This window comes from Roseibium sp. MB-4 (assembly GCF_053005265.1).
This window is the reverse complement of sequence record NZ_JBRKQB010000001.1, coordinates 2,339,326-2,356,155: the sequence shown is the minus strand read 5'-3', so window position 1 is coordinate 2,356,155 and position 16,830 is coordinate 2,339,326. Positions and strand designations below refer to the sequence as shown.

Annotated in this window: 15 protein-coding genes; 9 read left to right on the top strand and 6 right to left on the bottom strand. The window is 56.6% G+C overall.

Annotation, left to right across the window (positions count from 1 at the left end; all coding sequences use genetic code 11):
• Positions 1 to 37 precede the first annotated feature (37 nt).
• Positions 38 to 1,228, top strand: a complete 1,191-nt coding sequence (locus tag ACVDG4_RS10900; protein ID WP_447235110.1) for an HD domain-containing phosphohydrolase — start codon at positions 38 to 40, stop codon at positions 1,226 to 1,228.
• Positions 1,229 to 1,230: 2 nt separating this feature from the next.
• Here ACVDG4_RS10900 and ACVDG4_RS10895 read toward each other — a convergent pair whose 3' ends face one another.
• Positions 1,231 to 2,019, bottom strand: a complete 789-nt coding sequence (locus ACVDG4_RS10895; RefSeq protein WP_447235053.1) for a glycosyltransferase family 2 protein — start codon at positions 2,017 to 2,019, stop codon at positions 1,231 to 1,233.
• A gap of 523 nt (positions 2,020 to 2,542) precedes the next feature.
• On the opposite strand from ACVDG4_RS10895, the gene ACVDG4_RS10890 reads away from it, so the two are divergent.
• Positions 2,543 to 3,709 carry an acetyl-CoA acetyltransferase gene (locus ACVDG4_RS10890; RefSeq protein WP_447235052.1) on the top strand — a complete coding sequence of 389 codons (1,167 nt, stop codon included), beginning with the start codon at positions 2,543 to 2,545 and terminating at the stop codon, positions 3,707 to 3,709.
• A 134-nt stretch (positions 3,710 to 3,843) separates the two neighbouring features.
• Positions 3,844 to 5,298 (top strand): gamma-glutamyltransferase, encoded by a 1,455-nt coding sequence (locus ACVDG4_RS10885; protein WP_447235051.1) that lies wholly within the window; start codon positions 3,844 to 3,846, stop codon positions 5,296 to 5,298.
• A gap of 60 nt (positions 5,299 to 5,358) precedes the next feature.
• Here the strand turns inward: ACVDG4_RS10885 and ACVDG4_RS10880 are convergent, their stop codons facing one another.
• Positions 5,359 to 5,853, bottom strand: a complete 495-nt coding sequence (locus ACVDG4_RS10880) for an invasion associated locus B family protein (protein WP_447235050.1) — start codon at positions 5,851 to 5,853, stop codon at positions 5,359 to 5,361.
• 403 nt (positions 5,854 to 6,256) lie between these two features.
• Between ACVDG4_RS10880 and cysG the strand changes: the two genes are divergently transcribed.
• From cysG to ACVDG4_RS10855, 5 genes are read left to right on the top strand one after another with little or no spacing between them, the layout of a single operon-like run.
• Entirely contained in the window at positions 6,257 to 7,720 is a 1,464-nt protein-coding gene (cysG, locus tag ACVDG4_RS10875) for a siroheme synthase CysG (protein ID WP_447235049.1), read from the top strand.
• Positions 7,721 to 7,732: 12 nt separating this feature from the next.
• Positions 7,733 to 8,032, top strand: a complete 300-nt coding sequence (locus tag ACVDG4_RS10870; RefSeq protein WP_447235048.1) for a DUF2849 domain-containing protein — start codon at positions 7,733 to 7,735, stop codon at positions 8,030 to 8,032.
• Positions 8,033 to 8,088: 56 nt separating this feature from the next.
• Entirely contained in the window at positions 8,089 to 9,747 is a 1,659-nt protein-coding gene (locus tag ACVDG4_RS10865; protein ID WP_447235047.1) for a nitrite/sulfite reductase, read from the top strand.
• Positions 9,734 to 10,495 carry a phosphoadenylyl-sulfate reductase gene (locus ACVDG4_RS10860; protein ID WP_447235046.1) on the top strand — a complete coding sequence of 254 codons (762 nt, stop codon included), beginning with the start codon at positions 9,734 to 9,736 and terminating at the stop codon, positions 10,493 to 10,495. The genes ACVDG4_RS10865 and ACVDG4_RS10860 overlap by 14 nt, the downstream gene beginning before the upstream one ends.
• A gap of 34 nt (positions 10,496 to 10,529) precedes the next feature.
• Positions 10,530 to 11,066 (top strand): DUF934 domain-containing protein, encoded by a 537-nt coding sequence (locus tag ACVDG4_RS10855; RefSeq protein ID WP_447235045.1) that lies wholly within the window; start codon positions 10,530 to 10,532, stop codon positions 11,064 to 11,066.
• A 63-nt stretch (positions 11,067 to 11,129) separates the two neighbouring features.
• On the opposite strand, the gene bla is transcribed toward ACVDG4_RS10855, so the two are convergent.
• On the bottom strand, positions 11,130 to 12,014 hold the full coding sequence (gene bla / locus ACVDG4_RS10850; RefSeq protein ID WP_447235044.1) for a class A beta-lactamase: 885 nt from the start codon (positions 12,012 to 12,014) through the stop codon (positions 11,130 to 11,132).
• A gap of 155 nt (positions 12,015 to 12,169) precedes the next feature.
• Here bla and ACVDG4_RS10845 point away from each other — a divergent pair, with 155 nt between their 5' ends.
• Entirely contained in the window at positions 12,170 to 13,042 is an 873-nt protein-coding gene (locus tag ACVDG4_RS10845; RefSeq protein WP_447235043.1) for a LysR substrate-binding domain-containing protein, read from the top strand.
• Between the two features lie 16 nt (positions 13,043 to 13,058).
• On the opposite strand, the gene ACVDG4_RS10840 is transcribed toward ACVDG4_RS10845, so the two are convergent.
• The 3 genes from ACVDG4_RS10840 to ACVDG4_RS10830 all read right to left on the bottom strand — a co-directional run bounded on the left by ACVDG4_RS10840 (position 13,059) and on the right by ACVDG4_RS10830 (position 16,736).
• Positions 13,059 to 14,453, bottom strand: a complete 1,395-nt coding sequence (locus ACVDG4_RS10840; RefSeq protein ID WP_447235042.1) for an aspartate aminotransferase family protein — start codon at positions 14,451 to 14,453, stop codon at positions 13,059 to 13,061.
• A 26-nt stretch (positions 14,454 to 14,479) separates the two neighbouring features.
• Positions 14,480 to 15,886: a glutamine synthetase family protein gene (locus tag ACVDG4_RS10835; protein ID WP_133948560.1), complete on the bottom strand. Its 1,407-nt coding sequence runs from the start codon at positions 15,884 to 15,886 to the stop codon at positions 14,480 to 14,482.
• 139 nt (positions 15,887 to 16,025) lie between these two features.
• Positions 16,026 to 16,736, bottom strand: coding sequence for a GntR family transcriptional regulator (locus ACVDG4_RS10830; RefSeq protein WP_447235041.1), 711 nt, complete (start codon positions 16,734 to 16,736; stop codon positions 16,026 to 16,028).
• Between the last annotated feature and the right edge of the window lie 94 nt (positions 16,737 to 16,830).

The window sequence follows — 16,830 nt, the reverse complement described above, 5'->3', positions numbered from 1 at the left end:
AGGTATTTGTTTAGGCACTAGGAGAGCGCACTTGGTGATGAAACGAGAAGAGATAATTGTCGTCGTGGATCCCGATGTCTCCGTGCAATCGGCCATGACAAAACTGTTCTCAGAGCATCACGCGCTTTCTTGTTTTTCAGACGCCGAGGCTGCGATCGAGTTTCTCAAAAAGCATCCTGCAACAGCGGTTGTGTTTTCTTGTTATAATTTCCCTGAATACGATGGCGTTGCTTTCTTAAGTGAATGTGCCGTCGTGGCGCCGCAAGCGGCCCGGATCATGCTCACACGTGAGGGATCGAAGGACGTTATCAAGAAGGCGCTCAATGAGGGCCACGCGTTCATGTATCTTGAGAAGCCCTGCCAAAGAGCGGAAATTATATCCGCTCTTGAGGCCGGCCTCTCTCATCATCGGCAATTGGCAAAAGAGCGGGCTCTGCTCGAGCGGACCTTATCGGGGTCAGTCAAAATGCTGATCGAAATGCTGTCCGTGTTCCACCCGGAAGCGTTTCGACGGACCCCGCTCATTCGCCAGCAAGCGGTCCGGCTTGCCAAGGAGATCGGGCTTAAAAAGACATGGGAATTGGAAATGGCCGTGATGCTGTCGCCGCTCGGTGAAGCCATGTTGCCAAAGGAGATCCTGTCCCGGTACCGGGCAGCCCGTAACCTCAGCGGTGAGGAGCGGTCCATATTGGCAAAGGCCCCGGAACAGACGCGCGATCTGCTGCAAAACATCCCGCAGCTCGAGCGTGTGGCCGATTATCTCTATTTATCAGCCTGCGGTTATGACGGCTCCGGGTTCCCGGAAAACGGCCCGGAGGGCGACAAGATCCCGCTGGTGTCCAGGATCCTGAAGCTGCTCACCGACTTGTGGTACGCATCCCCAGAAGGGGGACCGGATGCTGCAGCTTTTGACGCGTTGATGATCAACTGGCGGCAATATGATCCGCGGCTTCTGGAATTGGCCAAAGAGATCCTTTTGAAAGAAAAGCCTGCGGAACAGAAAACTCTCTTTCAGCATTGCTACATCCGTTCACTCCGGCCCGGAGATATCCTTGTCGATGATGTGCGGACTGAAACATCTTTTGAGTTGGTTCTGGCCCGCGGTCATCTACTCACCCCGACGATGATCCGGCGGTTGGAACACTTCAACAAAACCTCCGGTGTGCGGCAGCCGATCCGTGTGAGGCGATCAAAAGCAGCTGAACCGGTCCTCAACGAGTCCGCTTGAAGCTATTTTCGGTTGGTCTTTTTCAACAGCTCGGCTTCATAGGACTTGGCAACACGCAGAAAACGGCCGTGCGCATAGTTCATTGCCAGAATGAAGCCCCACCAGCCGTATTTGCGGTATTTCCGGACAAAGTAACCTTTGAATAAGCTGACCGGAAATTCGGTTAAGAGCCGGTATCTCGGCATTTTCCGGCCCCGGTCCAGCATGTCCTGAACCTGCATATCCGAATAGCGGTTGTATTTGCCGACGCTGAATTCAAGAGATCTGTCAGACCGGTGCGCCATGATACCTTGAAGGTTGCCTAAGGTCGCGTCGTCCTGCGGCCGGACGGTATCGTGCACGGTTGACACCGAGAAGCGCCCCTTGCGGCGGTCATAAAGCCGGATTTGATTGTATCCGTAGGCCCAAGGCGCCGGCGTCGTTTCATGCGGAAAGGTGTCCCGGATCATGATCCGCCATGCATCTGCATCCAGGTAACTCTGATCATCGAACTTAGCCCGGATCTCGGTCGCAAGTTCGGGTGTGATTTCCTCATCCGCGTCCAGGTTCAGCAGCCAATCGTTGCGGCATTGGTCTTCGCCGAAGCGTTTTTGCAGGCCATACCCCGGCCACTCATTAAACACGACCCTTGCACCAAGGGCTTCGGCAACCGCGACAGTCTCATCTTCCGAGCCGCTGTCAATCACGATGACTTCATCGACCCAGTCGACAACGCTTTTGATTGCAGCCGGGATCCGGTCCGCCTCATTTTTCGCGATTATGAATGCGGACAATGGAAGGCGTTGGGTCATTGGATATCCGGGGTCGTTGCGCCTGCTATCCGGAACACATCCGGCGCGCTGTTTTAGCTGTGCCCGAATGGATTTTGAAGTGGTAACAGGGTCGCTCTTTCAAAACGTTGCATTTGAAAACTGGAGGTGTAATGGCAACACATTCGTGGCCGCAAAAAAATAGCCCCGCAAAGCGGGGCCAAAAATCAGATCAAAAAAGGACGAAAAAAGTCATTTGCTCAAAACGAGCCCCTAGGTACTCAACTTCTGTGACAAACAAATGACCCGGCAGATACGGCTTTGGCATCCTTCCGGCAAAGCAAATTCAAAAGCTCTGTATCGGGATTTTGATTTATAATTAAATATATGAAATAAATAATAAAAAATAATTTGAATGACGTTTAGGTCAATTTCTTCTTGCAAAGCAACATCGAAGCTGGGAGTGTAAGGCCAAATTGAAAGGCTCGGTCACCCTGTTAGCGCAGTTCGGAACACGAATTTCGCAGCATGACCGCGCAGAGCTTTCGGGTTTGGAGGAAATGTCATGACTGCTGCAATGGTTGGATGGGCACATCTGCCTTTCGGGAAACACTCTGACGAAACAGTTGAAAGCATGATCGTGAAAGCGGCGACGGATGCCATTCACGATGCCGGCATTTCTCCTGAGGACGTCGATGAGATTGTTCTTGGTCACTTCAATGCCGGGTTTTCGGCGCAGGACTTTACGGCCGCGCTTGTCTTGCAGGCCAATCCGGCGCTCCGGTTCACCCCGGCAACACGGGTTGAAAACGCCTGTGCGACCGGTTCTGCTGCTGTCCATCAGGGCGTCCGCGCGGTGTCGTCCGGAGCAGCGCGGTTTGTGCTCGTTGTCGGTGTGGAGCAAATGACGACTACGCCGGGGCCGGAAATAGGCAAAAACCTTCTGAAGGCGTCATATTTGAAAGAGGATGGCGACACACCGGCAGGATTTGCGGGAGTTTTCGGCAAGATCGCGGAATCCTACTTCCAAAAATACGGCGATCAGTCCGATGCTTTGGCAAAGATTGCTGCCAAGAACCACAAGAACGGTGTGGGCAACCCTTATGCGCAGATGCGCAAGGATTTGGGCTATGAGTTCTGCCGGGATGAGAGCGAGAAAAACCCGTTTGTGGCAGGCCCGCTGAAGCGCACCGACTGTTCGCTCGTCTCTGATGGCGCTGCGGCCATGGTCCTAACAGACCCGGCGACCGCGCTTGGTATGAAAAAGGCCGTTGCCTTCCGCGGTCTGGCCCACGTGCAGGACTTCCTGCCGATGTCGAAACGCGACATCTTGAAATTCGAAGGCTGTTCAAAGGCTTGGGGCCAAGCGCTCGGAGACGCAAACCTTGCGATTGACGATCTTTCATTTGTCGAGACACACGACTGCTTCACCATTGCAGAGTTGATCGAATACGAGGCGATGGGACTGACCAAAGAGGGCGAAGGCTCGCGGGCTGTTCTCGAAGGCTGGACTGAAATGGATGGCAAGTTGCCGGTCAATCCGTCTGGCGGTTTGAAAGCCAAAGGCCACCCGATTGGCGCAACGGGTGTGTCCATGCACGTTCTAACGGCCATGCAGTTGACCGGAACGGCTGGCGATATCCAAGTGAAAAATGCGGAACTCGGCGGGATCTTCAACATGGGCGGTGCAGCTGTCGCCAACTATGTCTCGATCCTTCAGTCGATGAAATAAGCTAGGCATTTTTGTTGGACCGAACAAGCCGGCCAAGCGCCGGCTTGTTGCCTTCACGCCAGGCGTTATTTCGCAGCCATGCTTTAGCCGAAGGCCCCCTTGCGTCGCCCTCGAACGCATGATTTGACCAACACATGAGAAAACCACAAAAAGGCGCGGTTGCCGCGGGTCATACCCTCACAGCGGAAGCTGGCGCAGAGATGCTGCGCGAAGGCGGAAGTGCCGTTGATGCCGCTATAGCCGCCTTGGCCATGGCCTGTGTTTGCGAACCGGTTCTTGCGTCTCCTGGTGGTGGCGGTTTTGCCATGATCCGGGACGGGAACACGGGAAAAACACAGCTCCTCGATTTCTTCACGCAAACGCCGCTTGAAAAGCGCGGCAACTCTGAAGATGGATTTCAGACGATCGAGGCTGATTTCGGACCGACCAAACAGATCTTTCATATTGGTCCGGCCACCGTGGCCACGCCCGGATTTCTGGATGGTCTTGATACCTTAGCAAACCGAGGTGCACGCCTCACGCATCAAGAGCATTTTGCCCCGGCTATTGAGGCGGCCTCTTCCGGAATCAATCTGACCGGATATCAATCATATCTGTCCACCGTTGTTGCGCCCATCTTGATGGCAACAGAAGCCACCCGCGCCTTGTTCGCGCCGGTAGGTCAGCTTCAAAGTGCAGGCGAAACCTTCGTCAATCCCGGGCTTGCAGAGACGTTCCGGGTTCTAGGCCGAGCCCGCTGGCGCGACAGTAAAATAGCTGAAGCGCTGCTGGAAGAGCAGGCGGCCAACGGACATCTTTCCGAGGCAGATCTATCGGCTTACAAGGTTGAAGAGCGGGAACCGCTCGCTTTGGACGTGGGCGAAGCGCGCGTGTTTTTAAACCCGCTTCCAGCTGCCAGCGGCACTTTGATCCAATATGCATTTCAACATCTTGAAGACTGTACGCCAGTGTCCCTGGCAACTGCGTTGAGCGCTGCAGATGAAGCGCGCGTCTCAGCGCGGGGTGATCTCAGAGCATTCTTGAAGCACCCTTTGCGTCAGAACGGAACCACACACATTTCGGCTGTCGATGCAGACGGGAATGCGTGTTCAGTGACGGTTTCCAACGGGACTGGAAGCGGTGAGATCGTCAACGGGTTCGGCTTCATGCTGAACAATATCCTGGGCGAGGAGGATGTGAACCCTGGAGGGTCCGTTGGGTGGCCGGTGAATACCCGCCCGGCCTCCATGATGTGCCCGACTCTTCTGGAGACGCCAGATGGGCGATTGATTGCGCTCGGCTCGGGCGGTTCCAGCCGCATCAGGTCGGCAATTTTCCAAGCCGTAGCGCGGCTGAGTTTTGGTGGTGCGACGCTGCTGCAAGCTGTCCAAATGCCACGTCTTCATATCGAGAACGGTCACCTGGATGTCGAAGCTGGATTGGAACAGCGTCAACTGGAAGACCTGATAGACGCGTTTTCAGATCACCGCATTTGGGCGGAGCCAAACATGTTCTTCGGCGGCGTTCATGCGGTTCAAAAAACTGGAAGCGGCGAGTTTGAAGGCATTGGTGATCGCAGACGGGAAGGCTCTGCAGTCATAGTGGACTGAGTGGCTGTCCAACCGCCCAAGAGCCGGGAAATTCCGGCGCTCGAGCGCAATCCGTCGCCGTTACTGAATAGCCGCCATGGCGCGGCTGAAGCCGGTCAGCGGAACGTCGATCTTCTGGCGCTGGTTGGCTGAAGCGGCAAAGTCGATTTGCAGCTGCGCTCCGGCCTTCATCGCTTCAATCATGGCATCGGTTGCCGGGGCGCTGATATAGCAGCCACGTTGATCGCATGTGCTGATGGTCATGTCGCCAATCTGTGTGCCATCAACGGTTAGTTTCACCTTTCCAGGTAGGTAAAACCCGAGCGGAGCCTGCATCTGGAAGACTGGCGCGGCGTTGTTCCCCGGATAGATGATATCTACCTTGAACAGAAGCTGACCGCTTTCCTTCACGCGAAGGCTCTGGCTGGCCTCGCACGTCAACGCCTCTGCGGACCGCGAGGCACCGGCACATCTTGTTTGCCAGAGTTCACCCTGTTCAGCCTGCTGGGCATGGACTGGGGTTCCCTGAAGAAACATGACGGTGAGGACCGCGGTAAGCGAAAGCGAAAAGCGCATGATTTGACTCACAGATTGGCGATTGGTTGGTCTTGGGAGAAGAAAATCGGCAAGTGCGGCGGGCTGAAACTGGCAGCCTCACTTGACCCTGTAACTCGTTTTTTCGACTCATTTGTTAGCCCGAAACGGGTGTCAATTCCTAGCCCTGACTTTGGAATTTCCGTTTGTCACATTGAACCGGGTGTCCGTTGGATTTGAAAGGTAGTCGAGCTTTCCATGGTTAGGAGAGGCCGTCGCCGCGATCGGCGTGTAGGGACCAGCAAATGAACGCATGCATCGCCGAAGCGGCAAATCAGGAAAATCTTTTCCGCAATCTCCTCCGGCTTTGAAATCCCGTACCCGGCACTTCTCTCCGCCACCGCTTACATTCAGGTCATCAAATTGGGATTGGAGACCCTTGCTGATGGCAAGCCGCAGATCACAGACAGAAAAGGCACGCAAAAAGCCGGAAGACCGGCTGGATGTCTTCCCGGCCTTCATGAAGGTCGCAGGCAGGCGTGTAGTCGTTGTCGGACACGGCGGCGAAGCTGCAGCCAAGGTGCGCCTTCTGGGCGAAACCAATGCGGAAATCGTTGTGGTCGGACAGGATATAGATCACGAACTGCAATCCGCCGTCGATTTGTTCTCCGCGACCCATATCGCCGAAGACTTCAAGCCAAGACATCTGACCGATGCCGCCATGGTTTTCTCCGCAAGGGAAGACTGGGATCTGGACAAGGCGGTCATTGATGCGGCCCGGATCATGGGCGTACCGGCGAACGCGGTCGATAAGCCTGAGATCTGCGATTTTTACACTGGCGCACTCGTCAACCGGGCGCCGATTGCCGTGGCGATCACATCTACCGGCGTCGGACCGGTTCTGGCGCGCCATATCCGCGCGCGGATCGAAGGCATGCTGCCGCGATCAACCGGCGCGCTTGCAAGGCTCGCCGAGAGTTTCCGTGATGCGGCGTCAAAAGTCATTTCCGACGGCAACCTGCGACGGAATTTTTGGGCCCGGTTTTTCTCCGGCTCAGTCGCAACCAATCTTTACGCGGGTAAGGCAGATGTTGCGCGTGCCGAAGCGCAGCGCTTGTTGAACAGCATGGCCGATGAGCCGGGGTTTGTGTGGCTGGTGGGTGCCGGGCCTGGAGCTGAGGATCTTCTCACGCTTCGGGCTCAGCGCCTCCTGCAGGAAGCCGACGTCATTGTCCATGATGCCTTGGTCCCGGTCGATGTGGTGGCCATGGGGCGCCGGGATGCGGAACGCATTTCCGTCGGCAAGCGCAAGGGCGCTCACTCCGTTCAGCAATCCGAAATCTGCGATTTGCTGGTAAAGCTCGGATCGGAAGGCCTCAAGGTTGTCCGTCTGAAAGCCGGGGATCCGATGATCTTTGGCCGGGCGGCAGAAGAAATGGAGGCGCTCCGCGCCGGCGGGATCGGCTTTGAAATCGTTCCCGGTGTGACAGCAGCCTTTGCCGCCGCAGCCTCGGCGCAGATCCCGCTGACGTTGCGCGGTGTGGCCTCCAACTTGGTTTTTGCCACAGGCCATAATGCGAAGTCGGAAACACTGCCTGATTGGGCAGGTCTGGCGCTGAAGGGCGCAACCGTTGCTGTCTACATGGGTCGGACCGTTGCAGCGTCCGTCGCGGACCGTCTCATTGGCGCGGGCATGACCCCATCCACCCCCGTTGCGGTCATCGAGAATGCGGCGCATCCCGATGAACGTCAGTTTGCCGGTGATCTGTCAGAGCTTGCGGTCCTGTCAAACCGCCCTGAGATCGATGGCCCGGTTTTGATCGTTATTGGCGAGGCCGTCGGCCATGCCGCCCTTGAACAGGCCGAACCGCTGGCGCCGCAGCTCGTGCGCGCTGTTGCCGCGGCTTGAGGAGAGAAGTTTATGAAAGTCATCACAGCCAACCGCCTTTTGGATGGCGATGTCGTTTGGCTCGGAGAAAACGACGCTTGGGTTGAGCGCGTGACCCTGGCCCGGATCTTCGACGGCAAGGATGCGGTCGCCGAAGGCCTTTCCATCGGTGCGGCCGCAGAAAAAGACCAGAAGGTCGTCGGCGTTTACGAGATGGATGTGACCGTCGAGGACGACGTCATTGTTCCCGTACGGCTGCGCGAACGCATCCGAGCGAAAGGTCCGACCACCCATCCCCATTTTGGAAAACAGGCTCAGGCCGTTTCCGCCTGACATGAGCACACGCGGCGGGCAGCGCCAGATCGAGCAGCGCCCGGCAGGAGAGACACATGTACCGTTACGATGAATTTGACGCGAGTTTCGTCAACCAGCGCACCGAACAGTTCAAGGACCAGGTCCGCCGCCGCATGGCCGGTGAATTGTCCGAGGACGAGTTCAAGCCGCTGCGCCTGATGAACGGCCTTTACCTGCAGCTTCATGCCTACATGCTGCGTGTTGCGATTCCCTATGGCACGTTGAATGGCCGTCAGATGCGCAAGCTGGCGCACATCGCCCGAACTTACGACAAGGGCTATGGCCACTTCACCACGCGCCAGAACATCCAGTTCAATTGGCCGAAACTTGAGGACACTCCGAAGATCCTCGAAGAGCTGGCCGAAGTGGAGATGCACGCCATCCAAACCTCCGGGAACTGCATCCGGAACGTGACGGCAGATCATTTCGCCGGTGCTGCAGCCGACGAGATCGCAGATCCGCGTCCTTATGCGGAAATCTTGCGTCAGTGGTCATCGCTTCACCCGGAGTTTTCGTTCTTGCCGCGTAAGTTCAAGATCGCCATCACAGGCGCGCCGAACGACCGCGCGGCCGTTCAGGTGCATGACATCGGTCTGCAGTTGACCCGCAACAAGGCCGGTGAGATCGGCTTTGAGGTCTTTGTTGGCGGCGGCCTCGGCCGGACACCGATGATCGGCCGCAAGGTCCGCGACTTCCTTCCCGAAGAAGATCTGCTTGCCTATTCCGAGGCAATCCTGCGCGTTTACAACCGCTACGGCCGCCGGGACAACAAGTACAAGGCGCGGATCAAGATCCTTGTGCATGAAACCGGCTTGGAAGACCTGAAGGCGGATATCGAAGGCGAATTTGAGAAGATCCGCTACGGTGTTCTTCGTCTTCCGGACGAAGAAGTGCGGCGGATAGAAGCTTACTTTGCGCCCCCTCCGCTCGAGGTCGGGTCAGACATCTCGGCCAAGGTCGAAGTGCGCCGTGAGACGGACGCTGCTTTTGCACAGTTCCTTGCCCACAATCTCAATCCGCACCGCGTGCCGGGCTACACATCCGTGACCCTGTCTATGAAGCCGATCGGCGGTATCCCGGGCGATGCATCCGATGCGCAGATGGATGTGATTGCGGATCTTGCCGAACGGTATGGACAGGATGAAATCCGGATTTCCCATGAGCAGAACGTAATCCTGCCGCATGTGAAATTGGATGACCTACCGGCTCTGTTCGACCAGTTGGTTGCAGCGAACATTGCCGAAGGCAACGCCGGGCTGATCACCGACATCATTGCCTGCCCGGGCATGGATTACTGCGCGCTTGCAACGGCCCGCTCAATCCCTGTGGCTCAACGGATTTCCGAACGCTTCGGCACAGCTCAGCGTCAGGCCGAAATTGGCGAGCTGAAGATCAAGATTTCAGGCTGCATCAATGCCTGTGGGCACCACCACGTCGGTCACATCGGCATTCTCGGCCTCGAGAAAAAGGGCGAAGAGTTCTACCAGGTGACGCTGGGCGGTTCGGCCAACGAAAACGCATCCATCGGCGAAATCGTCGGGCGCGGGTTCTCCTCTGAAGAAGTCGTCGACGCGATCGAGACACTGGTCGATACCTATCTTGGACTTCGGTCCGGCAAGGACGAAACCTTCCTGGATGCGTACCGCCGGGTCGGGGAGGCGCCGTTCAAGGAGGCCCTTTATGGCGCTGCATGAGACCTTCAGCCTCGGTGTTGATCCGGAACTCGGACTTCAGGCGGAAATTGCCGCGCTGAACGCCCAGTTCGAGGATGCCGTTGCGCAGGACATCCTTCAGGCGTCCATACGGCACCAATTCGCCGGGGAAATCGCCATGGTGTCCAGCTTTGGCGCAGATTCCGCGGTGCTCTTGCACATGGTTTCGCAGGTGGATCCATCCACGCCGGTACTGTTCGTCGATACGGTGAAGCTGTTTCCGGCGACAATCCTTTACCGGGATGAGTTGGTTGCCAAGCTTGGCCTCACCGATGTGCGCACGTTCAAGCCAACCAAGGATGACCTTGCCGAAAAAGACCCAGACGGCATGCTCTGGATGAGCGATACGGATGCGTGTTGTCACATTCGCAAGGTCGTGCCGCTCGAGCGCGCATTGCATGGTTTTGAAGCCTGGATTTCGGGCCGTAAACGCCATCAGAGCTCGACACGGTCTGAGTTGGATTTTTTCGAAATCGACGCCGGGCGGGTCAAGATCAATCCGCTCGCCGACTGGTCTGCGGCTGACATCCTGGACTATGCAAAGAGCCACGACCTGCCGCCGCACCCGCTTGTCGCCGAAGGCTATCCGTCCATCGGTTGCTTGTCCTGCACAAGCAAGGTGGCGCCGGGCGAAGATCCGCGCGCGGGGCGCTGGCGCGGACAAGACAAGACTGAGTGCGGCATTCATTGGCCGACCCATGGCAAGGAAATTGACGGCAGCGGCATTTGAGCTGCATCGCTGAGAGAGTTTGAGGACGCTAAAGATGGCAACGATCTACAAAGACGGTGAATTCGTCGAGGAAACCTGGGTCAGGGCAGACAGTGAAACCGGTCCGGCTGCGGACGGCGATTTGCTGGTCCCGGTGTCGGCGTTCCTTGAAGCTCCAGAAGCGTATCTGAGTCGCGCCTGGAAAACGGCGTTGCTGGTCGAGGCCGGGGAAAAAGTCGGACTTGCTGCCGAATACTTAGACAGGTTTGCCTATGTCGCGGTGGCATTCCCGAGCTTCGCCGATGGCCGCGGATTCTCGACGGCCCGCGACCTGCGGGAGCACCTGAACTATCAGGGCGATATCCGTGCGGTCGGCAGCTACATCCTGGACCAAGTGCCGCTCGCCCGCCGTTGCGGCGTCTCAAGCTTTGAGATTTCGAAGCCAGAAGTTCTGAAAGCACTGAAAGCTGGAGAATGGCCGGAAGTTACCAAGTACCTGCAACCGGCTTTCGGCTCGATCGAAGAAATCCCGGAAGGCACCCGGCCTTGGGCCCGTCGCTCGCACCGGGATGTAGCCATCGCGGCGGAGTAGCGGCGCAAACTTTGAGCATTGATAAAAGTGACCGGGTCAGCGCTGCTGCCCCGGTCTTTTTATTTATTCAAAGCTCGCCTTAAAGGCCGTGCCAATCTCGGCTATGGCCTTGTTCCGGGCTTGGAACTCTGCCTCATTTTCGGTGACATAAACGGCAAGAGCGACGGGCGTGTGGTTGGGCGGCCAGATAATCGCAATGTTGCCGCGGGAACCATAGGCTCCGGCACCTGTCTTGTCTCCGATGCGCCAGTCATGCGGCAGGCCTGCACGAAGCGTTGCATCACCGACCTTGTTCGCCTCTAACCATTGCATCAGCTGTTTGCGGGACGATGCACTTAACTCATCCGAAAACAGAACCTTGTAGAGAGACAGCGCTGCAGCCACTGGTGTGGTGGTATCGCGTGGGTCTCCCGGAGTTCCTTCGTTCAAGCTCGGCTCATAGCGGTCTAGGCGGGTGACGTCATCGCCGATGGAGCGCATGTAGGTCGTCACCCCGATTGGACCACCTAGTTCCTCCAGAATGATATTCGCAGATGTGTTGTCGCTGATCGTGATGGTCGCCTCGCAGTGATCGGCGAGAGTCATATCCGCTGTGTTGATATGTTTTTCGGTGACCGGCGAATAAGAGACGATCATATCGCTGGTGATTATGGTGCGCTGATCGAGACTGCTCTGCTTCTTGTCGATCCGGTCCAGCAGTGCTGCGCAGGCAAAGGCCTTCATAGTGCTGTTCATCGGGAACCGATCGTCGCCATTGTAGTTCCAGTTCAGCCCGCTGGCCGGATCGAAGACGGCAACGCCAATGCGTGTGTTCAAACGGCTTTCAATCGCCTTGGCAGCTTTGGCAAGAGGCGCCGGATCGAACTCTGGTCCACCGGAATACGCTGATCCTTGAAGAGCCAGAAACAAAGCGGCTGCGCCCAACGTGAGCGCTTTGGGAAACGTCATGAGAAGTGTCCATTCGTTTTCAATGATGGGCGCTCCAGCCGCGGTTCTGAAGCAATGCCGATCGGTGAATAGGAATATGATTGCAGCTCAAGGGATCGACAAATGATGGTTTCTCCGGTTAGGCATGAGAAAAACTTAGCCTTGGATTAGCCTTCATGAATATTTCGCAATTGCCGTTGAACGCTCTTCGGGCGTTTGAAGCGTCTGCTCGCCTTGGAAGTTTCACAAAGGCGGGCATGGAACTGCGGGTATCCCAGACCGCCGTCAGCCATCAGGTAAAGTCGCTTGAGGCAATTCTGGGTGTGTCGCTGTTTGACAGATTGCCACGTGGCGTCGTGCTGACAGATGAAGGCCAGACACTTCTACCAGTTCTGAGCGATACCTTTGGCCGAATAAGTGCAACGCTTAGCCGCTTTGAACATGGCAATTTTCAAGAGGTGCTCACGATCGGTGCCGTTTCTACTTTCGCTTATGGCTGGCTGATTGATCGGCTCACTAGTTTTTCGCTGGCTTATCCCGATGTCGATGTGCGGCTGAAGACCAACAACAACCGGGCCGATTTTCTTGAAGATGGCCTCGACTACTTTATCCGGTTTGGAGATGGGGCCTGGCACAGCACCAATGCGGTTCAGTTGATGAATGCGCCTTTGTCTCCGGTTTGCGCACCTTCAATGGCGGAAGCCCTGAAGTCACCCGCTGACCTAAAGGCTGTTCCGCTCTTGCGGTCGTATAGGTTGGATGAATGGAGCCGGTGGTTTGAGGCGGTAAATGTGGAACCGCCGAGCATTAGAGGTTGGATGTTTGATTCATCGGTGACAATGGCTGCCGCAGCCGCCAAAGGCGCATGTGTTGCGCTCGTACCTGTGACGATGTTTCGGGAGGAGTTGGAGACGGGCCGGCTGAAACAGCCATTCCCGCAAACCGTATCGCTCGGTCGGTACTGGTTGACCTGGTTGAAATCCCGCAATGAAACACTGGCGATGCGCCAGTTCAGGGATTGGATCGAAGGGCAGGCTTCAGCTTCCTAAAGCCTGCCCGATGGGGTCAGCCCATCCACCCATCGCGCTTTAAGATGCGATAGGTATCGTTCAGTGTTTTTTCCGCAGTTGCGACAAGATGATCCGCCTCCTCGTGGGACAGCACCAAAGGCGGTGAGATGATCATGCTGTCGCGAACGGCGCGCATCACCATCCCATGTTCAAACGAAACATCGCGGCACAGCGTGCCGGGCACGCCGACATCTGAGAACTTCTTGGTCGGGGTATTTTTGTCCGGGACCAACTCCAGAGCGCCAACCAAACCCGTCATGCGCGCTTCGCCAACAAGTTCATGCTCGCCAAGTTTCAGCCAGCGCTCTTTGAGGTACGGACCAATATCGGTCTTCACCCGGTCCACAAGGCCTTCGCGTTCAATGATTTCCAGATTTGCGAGCGCGGCAGCGGCGCAGACCGGATGTCCGGAATAGGTGTAGCCGTGATTGAAGTCATCACCGGCCAGCATCAACCCTTCAACGACGCAGTCAGAAACCAGAACACCACCCATCGGCAAATAGCCGGAGGTGAGCCCTTTGGCGATCGGCATCAGATCCGGCTTTACGCCGTAGTAGGAGGATCCGAACCATTCTCCCAAACGGCCGAAGCCGCAAATGACCTCATCCGACACAAACAGTATGTCGCGTTCCTCAAGGATGCGTTTGATCTCAGGCCAGTAGGTTTCCGGCGGGATGATAACGCCGCCCGCACCCTGAATGGGTTCTGCAATAAAGGCCGCGACCCTGTCTTCGCCAATCTGATCTATGGCTTCCTCAAGTTTTCGGGCCACATGAACACCAAAGTCTTCCGGACTCATGTCCTGACCTTCACCGAACCAGTAAGGCTGGTCGATGTGATGAACACCAGAAACGGGCAGGTCCCCTTGTGCGTGCATGGCTTTCATGCCGCCAAGGCTGGTGCCAGCGAGGGTCGAACCGTGATAGCCGTTCCAGCGGCCGATGATCACCTTCTTGTTCGGCTTGCCCATCTTGTCCCAATAGGTCCGCACCATGCGGAACACGGTGTCGTTCGCTTCCGAGCCGGACGAGCAGTAGAACACGGTGTTGATGTGATCTGGAGCAAGCTTGGCGAGCTTTTCTGACAAAGCGATTGCGGGTGGGTGGGTCGTCTTGAAGAACGTGTTGTAATAAGCCAACTCGTTCATTTGTTTGGTGACGGCCTCGGTGATTTCCGAGCGGCCGTGTCCGACCTGCACGCACCAAAGCCCGGCCATGCCATCGAGGATCTTGTTGCCGTTGGAATCCGTCAACCAGACACCATCTGCGCTGGTGATCACCCGGCTGCCTTCGGCGTTCAGAGACTTCATGTCCGAAAACGGGTGCCAATGGTGTGCGGCGTCCAGTTCCTGAAGCGCCTTGGTCGGATAGATGTTGGAATGGGCGGTCATAAAAGGATGCTCCGGAAGAAGGCCAATCACACGTTCAGCAGAAGATATTCCCGCTCCCACGGGCTGATTACCGACATGAAGGTTTCGAATTCTTCGTATTTGATAGCGCGGTAAGTCGCGACGAATTTCTCTCCGAAAACCTCGATCATGTCTTCTGAGTTTTCGAACAATGTAAGGGCTTCCGGCAAACCGCGCGGCAGGGACTTGGTGAGCTCGGTGCAGTCATCCATGCGCGGGGCATCGGGTTTCAGACCCTTAACGATCCCGAGATAGCCGCAGGCCAGAGACGCAGCGATTGCAAGGTAGGGGTTTGCGTCGGAGCCGGGGATACGATTTTCCAGGCGCCGCGCATCCGGACTTGAATACGGCACGCGCAGCCCGACCGTCCGATTGTCATAGCCCCAGTACACGTTGACCGGCGAGGTCGAAGTCTTTGAGAACCGACGGTAGGAATTCACGAACGGCGCCATGATTGGGGTGACTTGCGGCAGATACACCTGATGCCCGGCAATGAAGGACAGGAACGCCTCCGTTTCCATCCCGTTCTCGCCGGCAAAGATGTTCTGACCGGTTTCTTTGTCGATCACCGATTGGTGGATGTGCATCGCCGACCCGGGCTGGTTCGACATCGGTTTCGACATGAAGGTCGCATACATCTCATGCCGGAGCGCGGCTTCACGGATGGTGCGCTTAAACAGGAAGACCTGATCTGCGAGCTCCAGAGGATTGCCGTGACGCAGATTGATTTCCATCTGCGCCGCACCCTCCTCATGGATCATCGTGTCGATTTCCAGCCCCTGCTGTTCGGACAGGTCATAGATGTCGTCGATCAAGTCGTCGAATTCGTTGAGGGCCGAAATCGAATAGGATTGACGGCCGACCTCAGGACGGCCGGAGCGGCCTGTCGGCGGTTCCAGCGGATAATCGGGATCGGTGTTGGGACGAACCAAATAGAATTCGATCTCGGGGGCGACAACCGGCTGCCAGCCTTTGTCTTCATAAAGCTTCAGAATGCGCTTCAGGACATTTCGCGGCGCCGTCTCCACGGGCGCACCTTCCCGCGTATAGGCATCGTGAATGAGCTGTGCCGTCGGATCGCTTTCCCAAGGGACTGTTGTCAGAGTCGAATAATCGGCCCGGAAATAGAGGTCGCCGTCAGTCGGGTTGTGTTGGAAGCGCTCGTCGTCCTCCGGATAGTCGCCGGAGATCGTCTGCGCGAAGATCGAGGCAGGCATGGTCATGACAGGGCCCGAAAAGAATTTTTCCGTCGGCATCATCTTGCCTCGGGCAACGCCCGCCAGGTCCGGAACGATACACTCGATATCCTGAATGTTCCGATGGTTGAGCCAATCCCGCGCGGCATCAACGTTTGAAACACCGCGTAGACTTTCATCCTTGTGCGGGGTCGAATTGGCAGGTGGGGTATCAGTCACGCGAGGCTCCAGAGATTCTTGTCCATGATCGGCGCAACCGAACAGCCGTGAAAATCACGAATTGGCTGCTGTTCAATGTTTATCCAAATGCCGTCAGGACTATTTTGTGATCACAAAATGACACAAGGTTGAGCCGGGATCAACCGGGCTGTTCGCCTTGGAGAATTTCCCGGCCAAGGAGGCCCATGCCATCAGCGATGTCTGCCGTGATCGCTTCTCTCAATGCTGAGGCGTCTTGCATCTCGACCGCATGAATGGCGGCCTTGTGCTGGTCGATCAAGTTCACTGTGCCGACTCGCCCGTAAACGGTGCGCATGAAGGGGGCGAACTGGAGCCAGAGACTATCGATCAGCGGCAACAAAACACGGGAGCCGGATGCTCGATAGATATCAAAGTGAAAGGCGTGGTTCAGCCGCATATAGGCTTCCGCATCGCCGGAGCTAAGCCGCACGTCAATATCGTCATCAATGCGCCTCAGTTCTGCAATGTCGTCGGAACTAAGGTGGGGCATGGCGCGTACGGCCAGTTCCGGCTCGAGCAGGAGACGGGCCATCAACACCTCGTCAAATCGCTCCGGTGTCATGTCGGGAACCTGGATGCGCCCATTGGGTTTGACTTCAAGAGCGTTTTCAGCAGCCAGACGTTGAAGCACCTCGCGCACCGGCATCGGGCTGACCCCGAGCTCTGCTGCAAGACCCCGCAGCGTTACCGCTTTTCCGGGAATAAACCGTCCGGTCAGCAGGCCTGATCGCACAGCGATATCCACTTGATCGCGGGTTGCGCTGCGCGCTGAAGCGGTCGTTTGGGTCTTCTCAGGACCCGCATTGAGTGCGGAGCGCCGGACCGGCAATAGTGATATCCTTCTATGTTGGATTTGCGATTTCATCGCGATTGTCTTGACAGTCTATCTAGAAAGTGATCACATTTTTTTCGATATCGCAATC

Excerpts from the sequence above, each read along its gene's own strand:
- ACVDG4_RS10845 (WP_447235043.1), top strand. The coding sequence starts at position 12,170 with ATGAATATTTCGCAATTGCCGTTGAACGCTCTTCGGGCGTTTGAAGCG.
- bla (WP_447235044.1), bottom strand. The coding sequence starts at position 12,014 with ATGACGTTTCCCAAAGCGCTCACGTTGGGCGCAGCCGCTTTGTTTCTG.
- ACVDG4_RS10840 (WP_447235042.1), bottom strand. The coding sequence starts at position 14,453 with ATGACCGCCCATTCCAACATCTATCCGACCAAGGCGCTTCAGGAACTG.
- ACVDG4_RS10900 (WP_447235110.1), top strand. The coding sequence starts at position 38 with ATGAAACGAGAAGAGATAATTGTCGTCGTGGATCCCGATGTCTCCGTG.
- cysG (WP_447235049.1), top strand. The coding sequence starts at position 6,257 with ATGGCAAGCCGCAGATCACAGACAGAAAAGGCACGCAAAAAGCCGGAA.
- ACVDG4_RS10860 (WP_447235046.1), top strand. The coding sequence starts at position 9,734 with ATGGCGCTGCATGAGACCTTCAGCCTCGGTGTTGATCCGGAACTCGGA.
- ACVDG4_RS10865 (WP_447235047.1), top strand. The coding sequence starts at position 8,089 with ATGTACCGTTACGATGAATTTGACGCGAGTTTCGTCAACCAGCGCACC.
- ACVDG4_RS10855 (WP_447235045.1), top strand. The coding sequence starts at position 10,530 with ATGGCAACGATCTACAAAGACGGTGAATTCGTCGAGGAAACCTGGGTC.
- ACVDG4_RS10880 (WP_447235050.1), bottom strand. The coding sequence starts at position 5,853 with ATGCGCTTTTCGCTTTCGCTTACCGCGGTCCTCACCGTCATGTTTCTT.
- ACVDG4_RS10885 (WP_447235051.1), top strand. The coding sequence starts at position 3,844 with ATGAGAAAACCACAAAAAGGCGCGGTTGCCGCGGGTCATACCCTCACA.
- ACVDG4_RS10870 (WP_447235048.1), top strand. The coding sequence starts at position 7,733 with ATGAAAGTCATCACAGCCAACCGCCTTTTGGATGGCGATGTCGTTTGG.
- ACVDG4_RS10890 (WP_447235052.1), top strand. The coding sequence starts at position 2,543 with ATGACTGCTGCAATGGTTGGATGGGCACATCTGCCTTTCGGGAAACAC.
- ACVDG4_RS10895 (WP_447235053.1), bottom strand. The coding sequence starts at position 2,019 with ATGACCCAACGCCTTCCATTGTCCGCATTCATAATCGCGAAAAATGAG.